General features: G+C 61.7%; 17 protein-coding genes. 11 read left to right on the plus strand and 6 right to left on the minus strand.

Annotated elements, in window-relative coordinates:
* Positions 1-18: 18 nt before the first annotated feature.
* From B9A97_RS10820 to B9A97_RS10840, 5 genes are all read left to right on the plus strand, one after another.
* Positions 19-1,257 carry an MFS transporter gene (locus B9A97_RS10820; RefSeq protein ID WP_084365345.1) on the plus strand — a complete coding sequence of 413 codons (1,239 nt, stop codon included), beginning with the start codon at positions 19-21 and terminating at the stop codon, positions 1,255-1,257.
* A 195-nt stretch (positions 1,258-1,452) separates the two neighbouring features.
* Complete coding sequence (locus tag B9A97_RS10825; RefSeq protein ID WP_244564193.1) at positions 1,453-2,529, plus strand: ABC transporter permease; 1,077 nt, start codon at positions 1,453-1,455, stop codon at positions 2,527-2,529.
* Positions 2,530-2,537: 8 nt separating this feature from the next.
* Positions 2,538-3,362: an ABC transporter ATP-binding protein gene (locus B9A97_RS10830; protein ID WP_084365347.1), complete on the plus strand. Its 825-nt coding sequence runs from the start codon at positions 2,538-2,540 to the stop codon at positions 3,360-3,362.
* A 5-nt stretch (positions 3,363-3,367) separates the two neighbouring features.
* Positions 3,368-4,738 (plus strand): MlaD family protein, encoded by a 1,371-nt coding sequence (locus B9A97_RS10835; RefSeq protein ID WP_084365529.1) that lies wholly within the window; start codon positions 3,368-3,370, stop codon positions 4,736-4,738.
* 134 nt (positions 4,739-4,872) lie between these two features.
* Entirely contained in the window at positions 4,873-5,430 is a 558-nt protein-coding gene (locus tag B9A97_RS10840) for an ABC-type transport auxiliary lipoprotein family protein (RefSeq protein ID WP_084365348.1), read from the plus strand.
* A gap of 296 nt (positions 5,431-5,726) precedes the next feature.
* Here the strand turns inward: B9A97_RS10840 and B9A97_RS10845 are convergent, their stop codons facing one another.
* The gene (locus tag B9A97_RS10845) at positions 5,727-11,456 is read right to left on the minus strand and encodes an apolipoprotein A-IV repeat region-like domain-containing protein (protein ID WP_084365349.1); all 5,730 of its coding nucleotides are present in this window, start codon (positions 11,454-11,456) and stop codon (positions 5,727-5,729) included.
* Between the two features lie 475 nt (positions 11,457-11,931).
* Here B9A97_RS10845 and B9A97_RS10850 point away from each other — a divergent pair, with 475 nt between their 5' ends.
* Both B9A97_RS10850 and B9A97_RS10855 read left to right on the plus strand, forming a co-directional pair.
* Entirely contained in the window at positions 11,932-12,300 is a 369-nt protein-coding gene (locus tag B9A97_RS10850) for an Hpt domain-containing protein (protein ID WP_084365350.1), read from the plus strand.
* A 244-nt stretch (positions 12,301-12,544) separates the two neighbouring features.
* Positions 12,545-12,865: a 2Fe-2S iron-sulfur cluster-binding protein gene (locus B9A97_RS10855; RefSeq protein WP_084365530.1), complete on the plus strand. Its 321-nt coding sequence runs from the start codon at positions 12,545-12,547 to the stop codon at positions 12,863-12,865.
* 291 nt (positions 12,866-13,156) lie between these two features.
* Here the strand turns inward: B9A97_RS10855 and B9A97_RS10860 are convergent, their stop codons facing one another.
* Entirely contained in the window at positions 13,157-13,762 is a 606-nt protein-coding gene (locus B9A97_RS10860; protein ID WP_179145267.1) for a DUF922 domain-containing protein, read from the minus strand.
* Between the two features lie 100 nt (positions 13,763-13,862).
* On the opposite strand from B9A97_RS10860, the gene folP reads away from it, so the two are divergent.
* Genes folP through folK form a run of 3 tightly spaced genes read left to right on the plus strand, consistent with a single transcriptional unit; the run spans position 13,863 to position 15,623 of the window.
* Positions 13,863-14,735, plus strand: a complete 873-nt coding sequence (gene folP, locus B9A97_RS10865; protein ID WP_084365352.1) for a dihydropteroate synthase — start codon at positions 13,863-13,865, stop codon at positions 14,733-14,735.
* An 11-nt stretch (positions 14,736-14,746) separates the two neighbouring features.
* The gene (folB, locus tag B9A97_RS10870; RefSeq protein ID WP_084365353.1) at positions 14,747-15,115 is read left to right on the plus strand and encodes a dihydroneopterin aldolase; all 369 of its coding nucleotides are present in this window, start codon (positions 14,747-14,749) and stop codon (positions 15,113-15,115) included.
* Entirely contained in the window at positions 15,099-15,623 is a 525-nt protein-coding gene (gene folK, locus B9A97_RS10875) for a 2-amino-4-hydroxy-6-hydroxymethyldihydropteridine diphosphokinase (protein WP_084365354.1), read from the plus strand. The genes folB and folK overlap by 17 nt, the downstream gene beginning before the upstream one ends.
* A gap of 15 nt (positions 15,624-15,638) precedes the next feature.
* Here folK and B9A97_RS10880 read toward each other — a convergent pair whose 3' ends face one another.
* The 4 genes from B9A97_RS10880 to B9A97_RS10895 form a co-directional block, all read right to left on the minus strand.
* A complete protein-coding gene (locus B9A97_RS10880) occupies positions 15,639-16,184 on the minus strand; it encodes a hypothetical protein (RefSeq protein WP_084365355.1) in 546 nt (181 codons plus the stop codon).
* A 119-nt stretch (positions 16,185-16,303) separates the two neighbouring features.
* A complete protein-coding gene (locus B9A97_RS10885) occupies positions 16,304-17,383 on the minus strand; it encodes a YcjF family protein (RefSeq protein WP_084365356.1) in 1,080 nt (359 codons plus the stop codon).
* Positions 17,380-18,849 (minus strand): YcjX family GTP-binding protein, encoded by a 1,470-nt coding sequence (locus tag B9A97_RS10890; RefSeq protein ID WP_084365357.1) that lies wholly within the window; start codon positions 18,847-18,849, stop codon positions 17,380-17,382. Before B9A97_RS10890 ends, B9A97_RS10885 begins: the two co-directional genes overlap by 4 nt.
* A 69-nt stretch (positions 18,850-18,918) precedes the next feature.
* On the minus strand, positions 18,919-19,428 hold the full coding sequence (locus B9A97_RS10895) for a SixA phosphatase family protein (protein WP_084365358.1): 510 nt from the start codon (positions 19,426-19,428) through the stop codon (positions 18,919-18,921).
* Positions 19,429-19,714: 286 nt separating this feature from the next.
* On the opposite strand from B9A97_RS10895, the gene dksA reads away from it, so the two are divergent.
* A complete protein-coding gene (gene dksA / locus B9A97_RS10900) occupies positions 19,715-20,134 on the plus strand; it encodes an RNA polymerase-binding protein DksA (RefSeq protein ID WP_027489173.1) in 420 nt (139 codons plus the stop codon).
* Positions 20,135-20,156 lie beyond the last annotated feature (22 nt).

Genomic DNA, 20,156 nt, shown 5'->3' on the forward strand with positions numbered 1-20,156 from the left:
AGCCGGATTCTCCTTCCCATGACTGCTCATGTTCCGTCCGCCTTTTATGGCGCGCCGCCAGCCTGGTTTCGGCTGAGAAGCGCTCTTGGCTTTTGCGTGCCGATGTTGACCAGCGGCGTTATCCTTCCTTTCGTTCCTGTATGGCTGAAGCATCTCGGATTTGCGGAAGGCGAGATCGCCTTGGTGCTGGCCGTGCCGATGGTTGCCAAAGTCCTGGTAGCACCCGTCGTGGCGGTCTTCGCCGATCGGCTCAAGGAACGCAGCACGGTGCTGGTTTGGTCCGCGGGCCTTTCCGTGCTGCTGACATTGTGCCTGTTGTCGGTCGACAGTTTCTGGGTGGTCCTCTTGCTCTACAGTCTGCTGCAGGCCGTGTTTTCGCCCTATATGCCGGTGGTCGAGTCGGTTCTGATGACTGGTGTCAGGCGCTGGGGATATGATTACGGCTCCATGCGGCTCTGGGGATCGCTCGGCTTCGTACTGTCGACGCTGGTGGCCGGCTGGGTCATCGGGCATGCCGGTGCCGATGCGGTCATGCCTCTGGTGCTCGGCGGGTTCGTCCTGGCTGTAGCGAGCGCGCTTGTCGTGCCGCGTACTGGCAATGTGCGCCGCCCCGTCGCGATCCGGCCAAGCGAGACAGCGGATGCCGCGAGCAGGGTTTCGTCGCGGGAAGGCAGCCTGATCCAGTTGCATCTGCAGATGCTGTTGATCGGTGCCTGCCTGGTGCAGTCGAGCCATGCCATGCTCTACGCATTTTCCTCCATCTATTGGCAGCAACTTGGCTTTTCCGGTACGGCGATTGGCGTGCTGTGGAGCGGCGGGGTGGTGGCGGAGGTGCTGGTCTTCGCCGTCAGCGGACGCCTGCTGAAGCGTCTCGGCCCCTGGACGATGGTCCGTTTCGGTTGCGCGGTTGCGGTCTGCCGATGGCTGCTGTTTCCCCTGCCGCTGGGGCTCACCGGCTACCTTCTCCTGCAATTCACCCATGCGTTCACCTTCGCATTCGTGCATCTAGGTATCCAGCAGCGCATCGTGGAAGCCGTGGGGGAGGCGCATGAGGCGTCGGCGCAGGGTAACTACTTCTTCTACAACGGCGCCTTCATGGCGCTCTGCACGCTGGCGTGCGGGCCGCTCTACCGGCATTTCGGCCAGAGCGGCTATCTGTTCATGGCCGGACTTGCGGCCGTCGGGCTCCTGGTGGTGATCGCCGCCTGGTATATGCTGCCGGGTGGACCGGTTTCCGGTGGAAAGAGGCGTGCCTGACCGCTGCCGGCCATCGAACGTGTTGCTTCCAGGCGACGTCACATGGTTAATATCGCGTGAGGGGGTGTAAGTGGAGGGCACTGTTCCTATACTTACCATCCGACCGTATCGCTGACCTCTGAAAGTTACCGGGATTTGAACGCATCTCCCCCCCAGACACCCGGCCTTAAAACCGAAACGCTTTCCGGCGGTGCGGTGCGCGTGTCTTTGTCCGGTTCCTGGCGAAACGACCGAATTTCCTCAGTCCTGCCGGAGATCGAGCGGATCCCGGCCCCGGGCGCTTCGCTGCAGATCGATCTTGGCGCCGTGACCGACATGGACATGGCAGGAGCCTGGCTGGTGCGTCGGCTGGTGGAGCGGGCCGGTGGCCAGGCGGAGCTTGTCGGCGGGAACAGTGTTTTTTCCGAGTTGATCAATGCCTTGCCGCATGAGGTGACGCCGCCGGGACGCTCGTCGGCATCACGCGGATCGCTGTTCGAGCGCATGTTTGCCCCTGCCGGCAAGGCTGTGTTCGATATGGGATCGGACTTTGCGGCGATGATGCATGTGCTCGGTTCCGCGGTGCGCGGGGCGCAGTTGAAGCTTGGTCGCAGTGGCGGGGTTTCGCCAGCCTCGGTCGTCAACCAGCTTGATCACATGGGCGTCAGGGCGGTGCCGATCATCGTGCTGATGTCCTTCCTGATCGGGGCGATCATTGCCCAGCAAGGGGCGTTCCAGCTTCGATATTTCGGGGCGGAGATCTTCGTGGTCGATCTGGTCGGCATTCTCCAGCTGCGCGAGATCGGCGTGTTGCTGACGGCCATCATGATCGCAGGACGTTCCGGCAGCGCGATCACAGCGGAAATTGGCTCGATGAAGATGCGCGAGGAAATCGACGCCCTGAAGGTCATCGGCCTCAATCCCATCGGCGTACTGATTTTCCCGCGCCTTGTGGCCCTCACCATCGCCTTGCCGCTCCTGACCATCGTCGCCAACTTCGCCGCCTTGGGTGGCGCGGCGATCGTGGCCTTTGTCTATTCCGACATCACCTTCGATACATTCCTGTCGCGGCTTCACGAGGCGGTGGATTATTCGAGCGTCGCCTCCGGTATGATCAAGGCGCCGTTCATGGCCCTGATCATCGGCATCGTCGCGGCGGTGGAAGGCATGAAGGTCGGCGGCAGTGCCGAGTCGCTCGGCAGGCACGTCACGGCATCCGTGGTGAAGTCCATCTTCGTGGTCATTCTGGTAGACGGGCTTTTTGCCATGTTCTACGCGGCCATCGATTTCTAGGGGATGGAATGATGGAAGCGGTTGCAGCCAGCAGAGACAATCAAGAACGCGACACGGTGCTATCGGTCCGCGGCCTGACCGTGGGGTTCGGCAGCAAGATCGTACTCGACAAGCTGGACCTCGACGTCTATCGCGGCGAGATCCTCGGCTTTGTCGGTGCATCCGGCGCCGGCAAATCGGTGCTGATGCGAACGGTGCTCCGCCTCCTGCCGCGCCGCGCCGGCACGATCAGCATTCTCGGCGCCGATTATGACCAGGTGACCGACGCCGAGCGGATCAGCCTCGATACGCGGCTTGGCGTGCTGTTCCAGCAGGGTGCCTTGTTTTCCTCGCTGACGGTGAAGGAAAACATCCAGCTGCCGATGCGGGAATATCTGGATCTTCCGCAGTGGCTGATGGATGAACTGGCTCATCTCAAGATCAAGCTGGTTGGCCTGCAGCCCGATGCTGCGGATAAATATCCGTCAGAACTGTCCGGTGGCATGATCAAGCGTGCTGCGCTGGCCCGCGCACTTGCGCTCGATCCGGCGCTCGTCTTCCTCGACGAGCCGACCTCGGGGCTGGACCCGATCGGCGCTGCAGAATTTGACGATTTGATCGCCCAGTTGCGCGACACGCTGGGCCTGACGGTCTATATGGTAACCCATGACCTCGACAGTCTGTTTTCGGTTTGCGATCGCATTGCCGTTCTCGGAGAGAAGCGTGTCTTGGTGGAAGGAACGTTGGACGATATGCTGGCCTGCGACGATCCATGGGTGAAGACCTATTTCAGAGGCAAACGCGCTCGCATGATCGTGCGGTCTGACCGACAAAGCCCGACGGAAAGTGATTGAAGTCCATGGAAACTAAAGCCAATTACGCCATTGTCGGCTTTTTCACCCTCGTTGTGATCGGCGCTGCCTTCGGTTTCGTCTACTGGATGGCCGAGTTCGGTCGTGGCGGACCGGTGGCGCAGCTGGCTATCCGTATTCCGGGTTCCGCCAACGGGCTCAGCATCGGTTCGCCGGTACGGTTCAACGGCATTGCGGTTGGCTCCGTGCGCAGCCTGTTCATTGACCGCGATGACCCGAAATTCTCGGTGGCCTTCACCGAAGTGCGCGCCGACGCGCCGATCACGGCCTCCACCAAGGCAGCCCTCGAGATCCAGGGTCTGACGGGGGCGGCCTATATCGAACTTTCCGGCGGCAATGCCGGCGAGGAAAACATCCTGACCAAGGCGATCAATAGCGGCACGACCGCCGTCATGGTCGCGGATCAGTCGAGTGTTACCAACCTGCTGGCCACGGCCGACAGCATTTTGAAGCGTGCGGATGGCGCCATCGGCGAATTGCAGGGCTTCATTGAGGATTCCCGTGCACCGCTGACCAATACCGTGAAAAACGCGGAAACCTTCTCCAAGTCACTGAGCGACAATGCCGATGGGATCGACAAGTTTCTCGAAAGCGTCGGTGCGCTTTCCGAGACGGTGACCGGGCTCTCCGGGCGGCTCGACTCAACCCTTGCCTCGGTCGAGGACCTGATCCGAGCCGTGGACGCCAAGAAGGTCGACCAGATCCTTGCCAATACACAGACAGTGACCGGAAATCTCGCTGACGCATCGGGCAAGGTTGCAGGGGCGATCGACAACTTCAATAAGGCTATCGATACCTATCGAGAATTCGGCGTGAGCGCAGAAAAGGCACTGGCGCGGGTTGACGCTCTGGTGGCTGCGGTCGATCCGCAGAAGGTGGGCAAATCCATCGACGACATCTCGGTTGCAACAGGCGATGCGCGTGTGGCCATCGCCTCCTTCGCCAAGCTGGGGGATAGCATTGGCAATCGGCAACAGGACATCGATCAGGCGATTTCCGACTTTACGCAACTGGCCAACAAGCTGAACAACGCTTCAAGCCGCGTGGACGGCATCCTGGTCAAGGTGGACGAACTTCTGGGAAGCGACGATACCAATTCGCTCTCTGTCCAGGCGCGCGAGACCCTGGCCTCCTTCAAGACCCTTGCCGAGAACCTGAATTCAAGAGTGGGGCCGATTGCGGCCAACTTGGAGCGGTTTTCCGCAACCGGCTTGCGTGACATCCAGACACTGGTCAACGATACCCGCGGCACGGTTCGCAGCCTGAATGACGCGATCTCGAATTTTGACCGTGACCCGCAGCGCCTGCTGTTCGGCGGCGACAGCGTCAAGGAATATGATGGGCGGGTGCGCAGATGAGAGGCTTGGACAGCGTGACAGGCGTAGCGGCGACAAATGAGGCATCCATGGCGTCTTGTAGTGGTCTGGGAGTATCCCACGGACGCGGTCGGTTGAGGGCAAGGCTCTCCCGCGCGGCCTCCGTTGGCCTGCTAATGGCAGCGGTTGGGTTCGGCGTTTCAAGCTGCAGCACCGCCAAGAACGACACCTTCGATCTGGCTGCGTCGACCGCAGAGATTTCAAGCGCCAAGTCGGCGCGCAACCGGCAGATCCTGGTTCCCGATCCGACGGCCTTAAAGGCGCTGGACAGCGAGCAGATCGTCATCCGTGTTTCGAGTTCGGAACTGCAATATCTGGCCAGCGCCCAGTGGAGCGATCGACTGCCGCTGATGGTGCAGTCGAAGCTCATCGAAGCGTTCGAGAATTCCGGCAAGCTGGGTGGCGTGGGCAAGCCAGGGCAGGGACTCGCGATCGACTTCCAACTCGTGACCGATATCAGGGCGTTCGAAGTGGAGGCCTCCGGCAACCGGGCCGTGGTCGAGATCTCGGCCAAGCTTCTCAACGATCGCAATGGCACGGTGAAGTCGCAGAAGGTGTTCCGTGCCGTCGTGCCCACGCGCGGCTCCGGCAATCCGGCCTTCATCGCAGGCCTCGATGCTGCCTTTGCCCAGGTCACCGGCGAGATCGTCGCCTGGACGCTGTCCAGCATCTGACGGCCTGCCATCGCCATATCGTCAAAAGCTGTTCGTGACGGACTCCGTCTGGACGGCCGGAGCAATTCTGTCTGATACAGAGCTTGGCGATCTTCCGTTTTCCAATGGATGACGTCCCGAAGACGCTCTCATGGACTTTCGGTCCTTCGCGGTGCAGGCGCACCGGGGACCGCCATGCCAATCCGTATAACTCGCAGCCAGCCTGTGGGCGCAACTGTTTGCAGGCAATCGCAGAATCGAAAAGGGCCGCTGCATTACGCAACGGCCCTTGAGCTTTCTGTGCCGGCGTCAGGCTATCAGTTGAACCGACCTGCCGCGTGTGCCAGCATCGTATAGACCTTCCCGGTATCGGAGGTCAGGTAGGACTGGGTGACGGTCTTGTCCCGGTCCGTCCGAGCCACATCCGACAGCAGCTTTTCGAAATCGGCGATGTAGCGGTCGACGGCCGTGCGGAATTCCGGCTCGCGATCGTATTTGCGCTTGATCTCGTCGAAGGTCTGCTGACCCTTGAGCGTGTAGAGGCGACGGGTAAAGACGTCGCGCTCACCACGCTGGTAGCGGCGCCACAGATCCACCGAGGCATCGTGATCGATCGCGCGGGCGATATCGACGGACAGTGAATTCAGCGACTCGACCATGTGACGCGGATTGCGGGTATCGGTCGTGCGCGCCTGTGCCGGTGCCTCGGCAGCCGTCCGTGCGGGACGCGCCTGCACGTCGTCGAGATCGTCGCGGGATGCGCCGCGCAGAAGGTCGCTGATCCAGCCGCCATTGGCCTCGTCCCGACGGGGGGCGGCAGGCGCGGGCGGCACGATCGGCTGAGCCGCCACCTGGCGTTCCAGGCCAAAGCCGCCGCGAAGACCGAGGGTGTCAGCCTGTTGTGCAGGCGCTGCGACCGGTGCAGCGGCCTGAGGGGCCGGCTGACGACGCGGTGGCTCAACCACCCGTGCAGGTGCTGGGGCAGGTGCAGGCGCCGGAGCGGCGGTCTGAACCGGTGGAACCGGACGCGCCTGCGGCTCAGCCACTTCAAGCGCCTGGGTCGAGCGGCCGACCAGCTGGGAAATATCCTGCAGGGCGCGGATCTGCTCAGAGACGGCGCGGCGCATGGCGGCAGCGCTTTCCTTTGCCTCTTCCGGCAGGTCGAAGGCACCGCGCTTCAACTCGTTGCGGGTCAGGTCGAGTTCCTTGCGGATGTCCTCCGCCGAGCGGCGGATTTCGTCGGTTGCGCCAGAGAAGCGGCCCGATGCTTCCTCGACAGCCTGGCGGATGGCCTCGCGCATCTGTGTCGCGGCGCTGTCCGACCGGCGGCCGACATCGCCGAGCAGCTTGTCGACGTCCGACAAAGATGCCGACAGACCACCGCGCAGGCGGTTTGCCAGATCGCCGGCGCGCTTTTCTGCTTCCGACAGGGTCTGCTCGATCGAACGATTGGCCTCTTCGCCCGCCGACAGCAGCGAGTTGCGCATGGAGTCGGCGGTCGACTGCGCCTGCTTTTCGGTATCGGTCAGGATCTGGCCGATATCCGAGAAGGAGGTCTGGACGCTTTGGCGGAGATTGCCGGCGACCTGCGACGAGCGCTGCTCGGCGCGGTCGAAGGCTGTGTCCACCATCGACGTCAGCGAACGCATGGTCGTCTCGATTTCTTCCGAACGCTTGACCAGACCGACGGAGAGGTCGCGCAAGGCCTGCTGGCGTTCTTCCATCGTGCCCGCCAGGTTGGACTGGGCGACGCCGAGGAGTTCGGATGCCTGTCCCAGCACGCGGGAATGCTCGCCGAAGCGGCTGACGATGCTGCCGACCTGAGCCAGGGCCTCGTTCGACACTTCCGACAGCTTGTCCAGCTTGCCATCCAGCAGGCGGCTTGACGTGGACAGCATGTCGGCCGCCTGGGCGGTCGCCTCGGCGAACCGCGCCGTGGTCGCGCCGAAGCTTTCATCAGCGCGAAGCATGTTCGTGGCGGCTTCCTCGATGAGGTTCGCGATATTGGCGTTGCTGCTGCCCAGCCGTTCAACCAGGCCGCCGACGCTGGCGGTCAGGCTGCCTTCGACGGCACCGATGCGCTGCGAGGCCCATTCCGCACGGGCGGCGATGGCTTCCAAGACGGCGTCATTCTCATTGCGCAGGTGCTCGGCGCTTTCGCGGGAGACGCTGGCAATGCGGTCTGCGGCGGAGCGGCCGAGGTCGCTGAATTCCTCGACGGCCGGACGGACCTTCTCGTCGATAATCCGGGCAAGCTCGGTAGAGCGGCCCGACAGCATGGCGTTGAGTTCGCGGGTACGCTCGTCAAGAGCCGTGCGAATGGCGTTGCCGCGGGCGGCCAGGGCCTTGTCCACGGAGTCAAGCGTGGACGACAGCTCTTCGGTGTTTCCGGCAATCGCGGCGCGGATTGCGGCCGTGCGGTTTTCCAGCTCCGAGCCGGCGCTGGAGACGATGTTGCTGATGCGGGCGACCTGGTTTTCGACCAGGCTGCTGGCCTCGGTCATCTTGTTGGCAACGGTCGTGCCGATCTCGGCAAAATTGCCGGCGATCGCATCGGCCTGGCCAACAAGGCGGGTTTGCGTCTCGGTGATCCGGCCGACAACCTCTTCGGAGCGCTCGACCATGATGCGGCCGAACTCTTCGCCCTGCGCGGTGATGCGCTCGGCAAGTTCGGTATTGCGGGCAGCGATCTGGTCCGCCAGTTCGGCATTGCGGGCGCTGAGCTGAGCGGCAAGCTCTTCGTTGCGGGCGTTGACCTGCTGGGTGAAATCCGCACTGGCGCGGTTCAGGCGCTCGGTCGAGCGAGCGGCCTCGATATCCATTTCCTGAGCGGCACCGGCAACGGCATCCCGCAGTGCGGATGCCAGGCCTGCGGCCTTGCCCTCGATGGTGCGGTTGACGTTTTCGAGGCCGATATTGAGCGCGCGGTCCATGGTGGAGAGGCGCTCGTCGATCTGGGCTGTCCGGCTGTCAAAGGTCCCGACGACGCGTGCGGCGCCATTCTCGACCACATCCGAAATCCGCATGGCGGCTTCCTGGGTCGCACGCTCCAGTTCGCCGACCTTGTCGGTGAGGCGCTCGGCGAATTTCTCGCCTGCATCGCCAACCCTGATATCCACGCCATCAAGGCCATTCTTGATGCGGTCTTCCAGGGTGCCGAGGCTCTGCTCGATCTTGGTGCTGGTGTCGTCCAGACGACGGGCCATGGCGCCAACGGAGTCCGCCACCTTCGACGAGAAGGTTTCCGCGCTGTGCGTGATTTCGCCGGCGGCTTCGCTCATCTGACCGGCAATCATGCCGGCGGTGCCACGCAGGCGTTCGTCCAGGGCCTTGCCGCTGTCGTCGATGGTGCGACGCAGGTTGTCGCTGTGGTCCTCCAGCGTCAGCTCCAGCATGCCCGTGCTTGCGGCGATCGAGGCACCGATCGATGCACCCTGCTCGGACAGGGTATGCGAAAGCTGCTCGCGTACCTCCTGCAGGGTGGAGGAGAGTTCCTGGGTGCGTGCATCAAGCGTCGAGCGGATGCGCTCCTGATTATCGGCAAGTGTGTTTTCGATCCGGTCGGCACCGGCACCGAGGCTGGCGCGCAGGGCGTCCGAATGGCTGGTCAGGGACTGTTCCAGCACCTGCTGGCTTTCGCTGTAGGCTGCACGGATCGTGTCAGCCTTGTCGGCGAAGGCGGCCTCGATGCGCTGGTCAGCGTCCGACACGGTGTCGATGATGAGCGCCGTGCGATTGTCGAGGACGCTGGCAAGACGTCCTTCGGTTTCGCTCAGGGCAGATGTTAGGCCGCTCGAGCGCTCGGCCAGGATGCCGTCGATGCGGCGCTGCTTCTCGTCCAGGCTCGATGCAAGCGCATCCGAGCGGGAAGCAAGCGTCTGATCGATAAGGCTGAGGCCGCTCTCCAGCGTGTCCGTCATCGTCTGGGAGCGACCGGCAAGGGTTTCGTCCAGGCGGCGATATCCACCATCCAGGGTATCGGCAATAGCCTGCGACCGGGACGACAGGCTGTCGTCGATCCGACGCTGGTTGGTGTCGAGCGTGTCGAAGATAGCCTGGGAGCGGGTCGACAGCGTCTCGTCGATGCGATCATGGCTGGAATCCAGCGCCGTGATCAGCGAGAGCGAACGATCCATCAGCGTTTCGTCGAGGCGCTCGTGATTGGCGTCGAGAATGCCGGCCAGCGACTGGGAGCGTTCGTTGAGCGTCTGCTCTATCTTCTGATGCGCGCCGCTCAGGGTATCGTTCAGCGCGGCCGAACGATCGTTCATCGTGGTTTCCAGGGCGGTGCGTGCTGCCTCGAAGTTGTCGTTGACCTCCTGGGCCTTGCCGGCAACGATCTGGGCGATTTCCTCGGCGCGGCTTGCCAGCGCGCTGTCAAGAAGCTCCTGGCCGGTGCCAAGGGCCGTCGCCAGGGCGAAGGACTGGTCGGTGAGGGTCGAGTCAAGACGCTCGACATTGGAGCTCAGGATGCCGTCGATGGCATCCGTGCCGCTGCCGATCGTGTCGTTGATGCGGCTCAGGCTCTCGGCGAGCTTGCTGTCCAGAGTGCCGGCGCGCTGGTCGAAGGCGGTGGCGAATTCGGCAATGCGTTCGTCGAAGGCCGTGTTGACCTGGCCGACGGTGGCCTGCAGGCGGTCTTCGAAGAGGCCGGAACGCAGGTCGAGATCCACGATCGCGTCATCCGCCGTGGTCTGCAGGCTCTGGCGGAAGGTTGCGGCACGGCTGTCCAGCGCGTCGTTGAGTTTCTGCAGGACGCTGTCCAGTGTCTCGGAAATCTGCAGCTGGCCGTTGATCAGGCCTTCGCTGATATCGCGGCTGCGGTCGTGCAGGATCTCGTTCAACTGGCGGGCGCGCTCGTCCAGAGCAGCGTTCAGCTTTTCGCTGTTGCTGTCGAGCGAGGAGGCGCGGGTCTCGAATTCCAGCAGCAATTCCTCGCCGCGCTGGGCAAGCGTCCGCGTCAGCACCTGCATCCGGGTATCGAATTCGGTCGACAGGGAGAAAGCAGACGCGCTCAGGGTCTGGACGAGGTTGTCGGTCTTCTGGGACAGGATTGTGCCCAGATTGGTCGCAGCCGCGTCCGATTTTTCCATCAGCGCAGCTGCTCGGGTGTCCAGCATGGTGGCGACGGCTTCGCCCGATGTGCTCAGGCGGACCGTTATCTCTTCCGTGGCGACCCAGAGGTCGTCCTTGAGTTGGTCATGGGCGCCAATGATCGAGGAGCGAATACGCTCGGCGTGGTTGACGATCGCGTCACGCTCGGCACCGAGTTCCTGCACCAGGCTGCGAACCCGCATCTCGTTGTCGGAATAGCTGCGCTCAAGCGCGGTGACTTCAGAATGCACCAGGGTTTCGAGCTCGGTCGCTCGCGCAATGGTCCGCTCGATGCCCTCGTTCATGGCCGAGACTTCGCGGCGAACCGCCTGGCCGACGGTCATGATCCGGTCGGAGGCAACGGTTTCCGGCTCCGCCAGACGCAAGGCGACTTCCGCCATCGAGCGGGCGGCGTTGCGCAGCTCATGGGCGCGCGCCATCATGATCGAGAAGGCGAAGAAGACCAGGATCGGCACGATGGTGCCGACGCCGATCGCGACGATACCGGGCATCGCGGTCAGGTCGGATACCGACGCGTTCTGCAGCATGTCGCCGTAAAGAAGGTAGGTCAAGGCGGCGGCACCGGCGACCCAGGCCACGGAGACGAGCGTGGCATTGCGCAGCGCGGCGCGGCCTGCGGCGCCTTCGATCGACTTCATCAAGGCGGAGGAGTTGCTGCGGCGCGACGTGTCGTTGGCCGGTTCGAAGCTGGAGCTGCGCGGCGAAAGGTCAGAGCCGGCAAGGTCGCCGTTCCTGCCACGCCGTTCGCCACTCTGCTTGACGGAGCCGCTACGCTGACTTGAAGTGTCCGACACTCTGGCCTCCGGTGCGCCTGACGCCGACCGCTTGCGGGGCGCCTGAATCTCGTTTTCGTCGAAGTCGATACTCAGGGCCGCTTCAAGCGCCTCAAAGGCGTTTTCGTCTATAGACCCACTCGTCTTCTTGTTCGCCATCGGATTACGCCTCGCTACGCTTATCCAACCGGATTGCCTGCTCCCACGTCCGCCACTGGGCGCACGGCATCAACCGGTCTTCAAGGACAAGCTCTCCCACCGCCACGGGGAAAACATTATCCCATATTCACACCAAACCGGAACTCGCTTATATGAGCGGCAAAGCAGATGTTTTCGCACCCATGCTCCGGTCTCGGGCCAAGATATATACCTTCAGCCCAATTTATCCGTATCGTAGTGACACATCCAAAGAAAGCTTACAATTAACCGCCCCGGCCAAACCGCCTTGCCTGCCAGGGTTGTTAACACATTTTCAACCTTCGTAAGTGGCCAAACGCCTTGCTTTAGAAGGGTTTAACGGATGTTAACCACGTCTTTAAGTTTTCGCCGCCAGGCGCCCCGGATTTAACGGTATGGCGAGTGCGACAGCCCAATATCGGTCCACCAATGAAAAACAAAAAAGGAAAATTGGACCATGGCATCGCCGAACATCGCATTCAACGCTCCCGAACTGGACGCCGCCCGCTGTCCCTCCCAATCCCGGCCGATCGATCTCGTATATCTGGCGACCCAGACGAAGGGTGACAAGGAAGCCGAGATGGAAAATCTCCAGGCCTTTGCGCGCCAGGCGAGAGCCTGTCTCCAGAGCATCGGCACCGGTGAACTGGATGTCGCCCGCGCGGCCGTACATCGGCTGCAGGGAGCAGCATCGGCCGTTGGCGCCTTCCGCGTCAGCGCTGCGGCATCGGCTGTCGAGAACGAGGGTGTCGACGCGGCTCGCCTGGCTGCCGTGGGGGCTGCCGTTATCGAGGCACAGAATTTCATCCTGAAGCTCTGCCGCTGAACCGAGCGGCCGATGATCGCCTGAGTTTTTGCATTGCGCAAAAATGTGACGGACGGCGCTGCGCCCTTGATTGACTGCCTAGACAATTTATCGGAAGAGTTGGCGGTTTAATCGGGCGCGCAATGCCTGAAGACCCTGTGAAGGCAGTGTCGACACTGGGCGCCTTGTCGGAGATCAGGGCGGCATTCCGCGGCGAGCCATGGGTTTCGCCGCAAGGGCCGCCGCAAGTTTGGACGAGCATTTCATGACCCAACTGACGATCGTCGCTTTTGACGGCACGCGTTACGACCTTGCTGTCGAGAATGGCTCGACCGTGATGGAAAACGCGGTGAGAAACTCTGTGCCCGGCATAGAGGCCGAATGCGGCGGTGCCTGCGCCTGCGCCACCTGTCATGTCTATGTCGATGAGGCGTGGACCGAGAAGGTCGGAAGCCCGTCGCCGATGGAAGAAGACATGCTGGACTTTGCCCTCGATGTTCAGCCGACGTCCCGGCTCTCCTGTCAGATCAAGATCAAGCCAGAACTCGACGGCTTGGTCGTACGCGTTCCCGAGCGCCAGGCCTGATTTCTCACTACTGGATAAGATTTGACGAAAAAAGCCTCGCTCTTCGATGAACGACGAGCGAGGCAGGAGGGCGCATCGCCAACAGGCGAGGGAGGAACACCTGCGGCACCTGGATGCGCCAGGAGAACGGGAACAAACGTCTACGCCACGCGATCAATGTTGATCACAGGTATAAATGCATCTTTTAGCAAGTGCTATTGTAAGAAATTGCCGGTTATTCACAGGGAACCGCGCAAGCTTCGCGCATGTTTTGCGGCTTTATTGCCCTTACGCCACGCTAGATTTGGGGGCTTACTTAGCGTGAGTTTGGTCCCAATCTGACATCCAGAAGTTTATCCACAGCCTCTCGAAATCTGCGCTTTCGTTTAGGTCAAACCGCCGTTGGTCTAGGTCATGATTCACAAGCGTTTGGGCGGCAAGGACATCTTTAGCGTCTTCCAATTCTTTGCATGTACGTCGCGGCCGCAAATCGAGAATCGCTTTTTCCAAGGCCTTGCCGTGCATCAGAGCAATTTGAACATGATGCTCTTCATGTAAAAGACTCTCCCTTGACAACGCGTCCCATGCCAGACCTAGCCTCTCATCCGCAAGTTCTCGATCTTTCCAGCGAGGCAGAATGATGTGCGCGTCCACAATTACGCGCGCAGATTGCACGACGCAACGTCCACCACTCTCTGCCGAGGTGTAGTCCCCCCCGAAACTGGTTTTCGTCACACCAGGATGACGTTCGCCGTCGGGTCGTATAAGAGGGCCATGTCGTAAAATCTCTTTGAGAAGATCGTCAGCTGTGTGTCCGCTGATGTCGAAATAGGTGATCGTCTTATTTAGTACAGTGTCTGCGGCTACCTCGTCGAATCCGGTTGCTGCAATCCCCAACGCGATGATCGTTGGGAGCATGCTGGGCACTCGTCGCATCGGCTGGTTCCGTTGTGTTGTATTCCTGCTGACCTTGGGGCATAGCCGTGGCCAGTGCAAGCACGGTTGGAAGGAAAACATCATGGAGGACCATGCTTCGGTGGCAGGAATCGGCGAAACTCTCTGGGAGGTCGCTCACGGCCTGCACTTAAGCCTTGGTGACCGGGGCCGGTTGATGGCCATCATCAATGTCACGCCGGATTCGTTTTCCGATGGCGGTCGCCACGGCTCGACCGAAGACGCCGTGGCCCATGCCCTGCGCTGTGCTGCCGAGGGCGCCGACATCCTGGACATTGGTGGTGAATCCACACGGCCGGGTGCCGATCCTGTCGATGCCAGGGAGGAACAGGCGCGGGTCCTGCCGGTTATAGAGCGGCTGGCTAGGGAGACAGGCGTTTTGATTTCGGTCGATACCTACAGGGCGGAGACGGCCCGCCTGGCGGTTGCCGCGGGCGCCCACATAATCAACGACGTGTTCGGCCTGCAACGCGACCCTGAAATGGCCGATGTTGTCGCGCAAACGGGCGCAGGGGTCTGCATCATGCATACCGGTCGTGACCGGCAGAAGCTGCCCGATGTGATCGAAGACCAGAAGGCCTTTCTGGCGCGGTCGCTGGAGCTTGCCACCACGGCTGGCGTTAAAAAGTCCTCCATGGTCCTCGATCCGGGATTTGGCTTTGCCAAGGAGACGATGGAGGAAAACCTGGAACTGCTGCAGCGATTCCATGAGCTACAGGCGTTTGGCCTGCCATTGCTGGCGGGTACGTCGCGCAAGCGGTTTCTAGGCTCGCTGACGGGCCGCGAGGCATCCGAGCGGGATGCCGCGACGGCCGCATCCACCGTGCTGCTCCGGCTTCAGGGAGCGGCGATTTTCCGCGTTCACAATGTCGCAATCAATCGCGACGCGCTGGCCGTGACCGATGCTATGGTCGTGGCGAGGCGTTCGCCAGCATGAGGAGTTTCGGCATGCCCGAGACCTACAAGATCACCATGAAAAACTGCGCGTTCTTCGCGCGCCACGGGTTTCACGAGCAGGAAGCCTTTCTCGGGCAACGCTTCTTCGTCGACGTGGAACTGGATGTTACGGCCGGTTCGACCCTTGAAACCGATGAAATCGAGGGGACGGTGCATTATGGCGAAGCCTTCACGCTGATCGAGAAGGTGATGACCACGACGCGGCGGCGGTTGATCGAAACCCTGGCCATGGATGTTGCAAAGGCGCTTTGTGCCAACTACCCGATGATCCGCCGGGCCTATATTACCGTCCGCAAGCCCAGTGCCCCGATCGAGGGCATACTCGATTATGTGCAGGTGAGCGTTGAGCATTTCAACTGAACGGGACTGGAGCGTCGCGACCCTAGGCCTTGGCGGCAATATCGGCGACCCCGTCTCTGCCATGGCCAGGGCACTGACAACAATCGACGGGCGCGAGGATTGCCGCGTGACGGCGGTATCGCGCCTCTATCGCACGCCCCCCTGGGGGAAGACTGATCAGGCCGACTTCTTCAACAGCTGTGCCTTGATTAAGACGCGGTTGGAGCCGCAGGCTTTGCTTCGGCTTTGTCTCGATATCGAGCGGGACATGAAGCGTGTGCGGGACGAACGCTGGGGGCCGCGGACGATCGATATCGATGTGCTGACCTATGGCGAGATCGAATTTGCGGCTGACGATCTGCAGATCCCGCATCCCCGCATGCTGCAGCGTGGTTTCGTGCTGATGCCTTTGGCCGATATCGGTCGCGAGATTGTCGTTCAGGGAAAGACGGTCGCCGCTTGGCTGGAAGAGGCCGATGTCAAGGGCATCGAAACCGTCGATGACGCCACGGACTGGTGGCGCCGATAGGGGCTGGCTTGGATCTCAGTTCTGGATTGCGCCGGTGGCCATGGCGTCGGCCTGGCGGTTGAGGCGCAGTCCGATGACCGGGATCATGCGATCCTCGACCTTGACGGAAATGGTGATGTTCATCGCCGTGGGATCCTGGATGCGTGCGACCATGGCACCGTCGAGCTTGGCGCGGTTGAGGCCGACGACCACCTTGTCGCCGCTGACCTGGCCGGAAACGATATCCAGTCCCTTGCCTTCGGCGCCATCCAGAAACTGGCCTTCATAGCTGCTGCCGACCTGGGAAATTTCGGCGGACATCGGCTGGCTGAAGACGCCAACGCGGCAGGTGCCGTCAAGCTTAATGCCGGTTGCCTTGCCCGAAGCGGGCTGGCCCGTCAGGTTGCAGGTGAACTTGGTGCCCTTGTACTTGCCGGCAACGATTTCGCCCGGACCGGTCCAGACACCCGCCACCTGCTCGAAGAATTTGCGATCGCGCGAGGCCGCGTCTGCGGGGCCTACGGGAGCCAGCATGGCGAGGGCGGCAAAACCGCCGATGAGCTTGAACAGACGAGACGACATCGATTGACCCTGGCGCGCTATAACGAGAAACACGAAATCACCCTAGCGTAATGTGGTTAATGCTTTCTTGCCGTTAACCATATCAGTTTCTCAAGGCAATGGCCCCCGATAGGCCAAATTTACTCGTTACTATCTTTGTTGCCGCCGGAAAGGCCCGATGTCAAGTCGCCCATGAAGTCGCCGATACCGGGGCGCCTGAGCGCGATGAACGGCAGGGGACGGCAGAGATCCATGGCGGCGATGCCAATGCGGGCTGTCATCAGACCGTTGATAACCCCTTCGCCAAGTCTTGCCGAAAGGCGCGATGCCAGTCCGTGACCCAGAACCTGCTGGGCCAGGCTATCGCCGACGGCAATGGACCCGGTGACCGCGAGGTGGGCCAGGACATCGCGCAACAGCCGCAACTGGCCAAGGCCTCCAGGCCTTCCGCCGTAAAGCTCTGCCATCGACCGCACGAGACGGACGACCTCAAACAGGACATAGGCGAGATCCACCACGGCACGCGGACTGACGGCCGTGACCACCGATACGCGCTTGGCGGCACCCAGGATCAGGCCACGCGCACGAATATCGAGCGGCAGCAGCAGTTCCCGTTCTGCAAGGGAGAGCAAATGCGGGGCGTCGATGATGTCGTCCTCGGTTGCCTTCAGCACGTCGCGCCCGCGCGCCGTCTCCGGCCGGTGGGCAATCAGGCTCGTGAGCTTGGCGACAATCGCCCGCGCCTCCGGCGTTCGATGCTCCGAGGCCGCAATGACGGCGTCGGCCTTCAATGTCTGCACCGCCTCAAGCCGGGCAATGCACATCATTTCCCTGATGATGAAGATTGCCAGGGCGCCAAGCGCGATCGCCACGACGGCCAGTGCTACATAGCCAAGCCAAGGCGCACGGCTGTAGAGATCGCGCACCAGCGCATCGACCCAGAGCCCGAAGGCCAGCGACAGCAGTATGGAAAACGCGCTGATAGAGAGCTTCAGGAAAGAGAAGCGGCGGCGCCGCGGTTCGGCAAGCGGGATCTCGGGAAGATCTGCCAGGCCGGAAAATGGATCCTGCTCGTCGGGGGTCACGATGACGCCACCATCGAAGCTGCGCGGTTTGCGTCGCGGCGGGTCCGACTTGGGCGAGGCGGCGCTATCGACTTCCAGGGAAAAGGCAGCCGGGCTGCGCTTGGGGCCTTGCGGCGGCTTGGATGCGCTGCTCATGCGAGGCGATCTCCCAGAAGAAACTGCAGGGCTCGGTCGAGCCGGATATGCGGCATGGCGATCGTTGCACCGCTTTTCTCGATGAGCGGGGGCCGGAACCTGACGATGTTGAGATCTGGTAGCGGATCAGGCCCACCCCCAGCTTCCAGATCGCGGAAGAAACTCTGCGGGTCAGTCGGCAGGTCGCCCGGGAAAACCGCCGTCTTGCGATTGCCGTCGAAGCGCTCGTTGCCGATGGTTTCGCCAGCCATCGGTGTGCCGACGATGACCGGCAGGGCTTCGCCATTCTGGTTGACGGTGGCTTCGCGTGTAGCCCGCACCGATGCCAGCGCCATCACCTCAATCCCGGCGCCGGCCATGCCTATGGTGTGGATCGCCCTGTCAACGATGCGACGCGTGATCGCCTGCAGCCGGTCATGGCTTTCGTGGTGAAGGTGATCCGCCTTGGTAGCGGCGACCAGGACCTTATCGATGCGCCGGCCGAGCAGCGCGCTCAGAAAACCGTTTGATCCGGGGCGGAAACAGGCGAGCACATCCGCCAGCGCCCGTTCCAAGTCCTGCACTGCCTCTGGGCCGCGATTGATCGCCTGGAGCGTGTCGATGAGCACGATCTGACGGTCGAGCCGCGCGAAATGCTCGCGGAAGAACGGCTTTACCACCACGGACTTGTAGGCCTCGTAACGCCGCTCCATCATGGCCCTGAGCGAGCCGCGTCGGGCGGGGGTGTCGGACATATCGGGCAATGGGGCGAAGGTGAGGGCAGGCGAGCCTTCCAGATCTCCCGGCATCAGGAAGCGGCCGGGCGGCAAGGTCGACAGGGATCGTTCGTCGGAGCGGCAGGCGCGCAAATAGGTGGTGAAACTTTCGGCCAGTCGACGGGCCAAACCCTCGTCCGCCGGGCCATCGAGATCCGCTGCCGCAGCGAGCGCCAGCCATTCGCCCGAAAGCTCAGCGCGGGTGCCGCTGCGCGCCAGCGCGACGGTGTTGGCGCAGAAAGTGTTGTAGTCCTGGCCGAGCAGCGGCAGGTCGAGCAGCCATTCGCCGGGATAGTCGACGATATCGACGGACAATCTTCCGGGCGAGAACATGCGGTTCCAGCCGCTGGCGCTGCGAAAGTCGATGGTCAGCCTGAGTTCGGAGATTGCCCGAGTCGACTGGGGCCAGATCCGGTCGTTCACCAATGCGGAGATGTGATCCTCATACTGAAAACGAGGGACAGCATCGTCCGGCTGCGGCTCAAGCCGTGTGCCTGAAATTCGATCGGATTGCCGCGCCTCGAACAGGGGCAGCCTTCCGCCGTGAAGCAGATTGTGAACCAATGAGGAAATGAACACGGTCTTTCCGGCGCGAGACAGCCCGGTCACGCCCAAGCGCAGCGTCGGATTGACGAGGCTTGCCGCGCGATCGGAAATGTTGTCGAGGGCAATCAGTGCCTCATCGGTGAATGACGTAATTGATGGCGGCACTTTCTTCCTTCCGATGGTTCCGGCCCAATATAGGCGTTGCGTCCTGCGGAAAAAAGGCTGGCTTTCACGTCATCGCGCAAGGAAATCGGTAAGCCGCCAGGAATGCCGGCTATCCGGTATCGGTTCGCCGGCATGGTCGATAACCGCGAAGCCCGCAGTCGGGTAACCCTCGGGCACGGCCTCTCCCAGGGCGGTCGGGCCAATCAGCTCTCCCAGGATTTCCTCAATTGCCGGATTGTGACCGATCATCAGCACGGATTCTATGTTCGAAAGCGTGGCCAAGATCTCGAAATAGGTATCTGTTGGGCAATTATAGAGTTCGTCGATAAAGCGGAACTCCAGGTCGCCCGGGAAGGCGCGACGCACGGCTTTCGCCGTTTCCCGGCACCGAACGGCGGTGGAACTGATCACGAGGTCAGGCCGGTAGCCTTTGTCCGCTGCCCTGTCTGTTACGATTTCCGCCTCGGCATAGCCCTCGTCGTCAAGGCCGCGATCGAAATCCCGCTGGCCGGGCGTGGCCCAACCCGATTTCGCGTGACGCAGGAGATAAATACGGCCGGGCGGAGGCGACAGGTTCATCGGGCGATCGTCCCATGGGTATAGGGTTTTGCAATGAACTAGCGTCGTTCGGGGAGGCGCGTCAACCGGCTGTCGAGCCGGCCGGGCCATATCTTCGAACTGTGGCGGGCTTCAGGCGAATCAACCAGGCATTGCGTCGCCGCTGAAAAATTAAGCATAAAAATTAACCATTTAGCTTAATTATATGACAGATTTAAAAATGCCTTAACGCGCGGCATAAGGCTTGAATCACAGCTATTGAAGGTCTATACACCCCCGCATTGAGATGTTCTTCAGGAGAATCGCGTTGAGTGAGAAGATCAATCTTAGCAACTATGTGCTCTCGGAAGACGAAGAGTTCATGAATGCAAACCAGCGGGCTTATTTCCGTGCCAAGCTCATCGCATGGAAAAACGACATCCTCCGGGAAGCCCGCGAGACCCTTGGCCACCTCGCAGAAGAGAGCGCCAACCATCCCGACCTCGCAGACCGAGCCTCCTCAGAAACCGACAGAGCCATCGAACTTCGCGCCCGTGACCGTCAGCGCAAGCTGATTTCCAAGATCGACGCCGCCCTGCAGCGCATCGATGACGGAACCTACGGCTATTGCGAGGAAACCGGCGAGCCGATCGGCCTGAAGCGTCTTGATGCTCGACCGATCGCCACGTTGTCGATCGAGGCCCAGGAGCGCCACGAGCGGCGTGAAAAGGTCTACCGGGACGAATAACTGACGAATTGAAACGGGACGG

The organism is Rhizobium sp. RU36D (assembly GCF_900176345.1).
Lineage (GTDB): Bacteria > Pseudomonadota > Alphaproteobacteria > Rhizobiales > Rhizobiaceae > Allorhizobium.

What these genes read in the sequence shown, in the direction of transcription:
- B9A97_RS10895 (WP_084365358.1), bottom strand. Translation starts at nt 19,428, where the DNA reads ATGAACCTGTCGCCTCCGCCCGGCCGTATTTATCTCCTGCGTCACGCG.
- folB (WP_084365353.1), top strand. Translation starts at nt 14,747, where the DNA reads ATGCCCGAGACCTACAAGATCACCATGAAAAACTGCGCGTTCTTCGCG.
- B9A97_RS10885 (WP_084365356.1), bottom strand. Translation starts at nt 17,383, where the DNA reads ATGAGCAGCGCATCCAAGCCGCCGCAAGGCCCCAAGCGCAGCCCGGCT.
- B9A97_RS10820 (WP_084365345.1), top strand. Translation starts at nt 19, where the DNA reads ATGACTGCTCATGTTCCGTCCGCCTTTTATGGCGCGCCGCCAGCCTGG.
- B9A97_RS10830 (WP_084365347.1), top strand. Translation starts at nt 2,538, where the DNA reads ATGATGGAAGCGGTTGCAGCCAGCAGAGACAATCAAGAACGCGACACG.
- folP (WP_084365352.1), top strand. Translation starts at nt 13,863, where the DNA reads ATGGAGGACCATGCTTCGGTGGCAGGAATCGGCGAAACTCTCTGGGAG.
- B9A97_RS10835 (WP_084365529.1), top strand. Translation starts at nt 3,368, where the DNA reads ATGGAAACTAAAGCCAATTACGCCATTGTCGGCTTTTTCACCCTCGTT.
- B9A97_RS10855 (WP_084365530.1), top strand. Translation starts at nt 12,545, where the DNA reads ATGACCCAACTGACGATCGTCGCTTTTGACGGCACGCGTTACGACCTT.
- B9A97_RS10880 (WP_084365355.1), bottom strand. Translation starts at nt 16,184, where the DNA reads ATGTCGTCTCGTCTGTTCAAGCTCATCGGCGGTTTTGCCGCCCTCGCC.
- B9A97_RS10845 (WP_084365349.1), bottom strand. Translation starts at nt 11,456, where the DNA reads ATGGCGAACAAGAAGACGAGTGGGTCTATAGACGAAAACGCCTTTGAG.
- B9A97_RS10850 (WP_084365350.1), top strand. Translation starts at nt 11,932, where the DNA reads ATGGCATCGCCGAACATCGCATTCAACGCTCCCGAACTGGACGCCGCC.
- B9A97_RS10860 (WP_179145267.1), bottom strand. Translation starts at nt 13,762, where the DNA reads ATGCTCCCAACGATCATCGCGTTGGGGATTGCAGCAACCGGATTCGAC.
- B9A97_RS10840 (WP_084365348.1), top strand. Translation starts at nt 4,873, where the DNA reads ATGGCAGCGGTTGGGTTCGGCGTTTCAAGCTGCAGCACCGCCAAGAAC.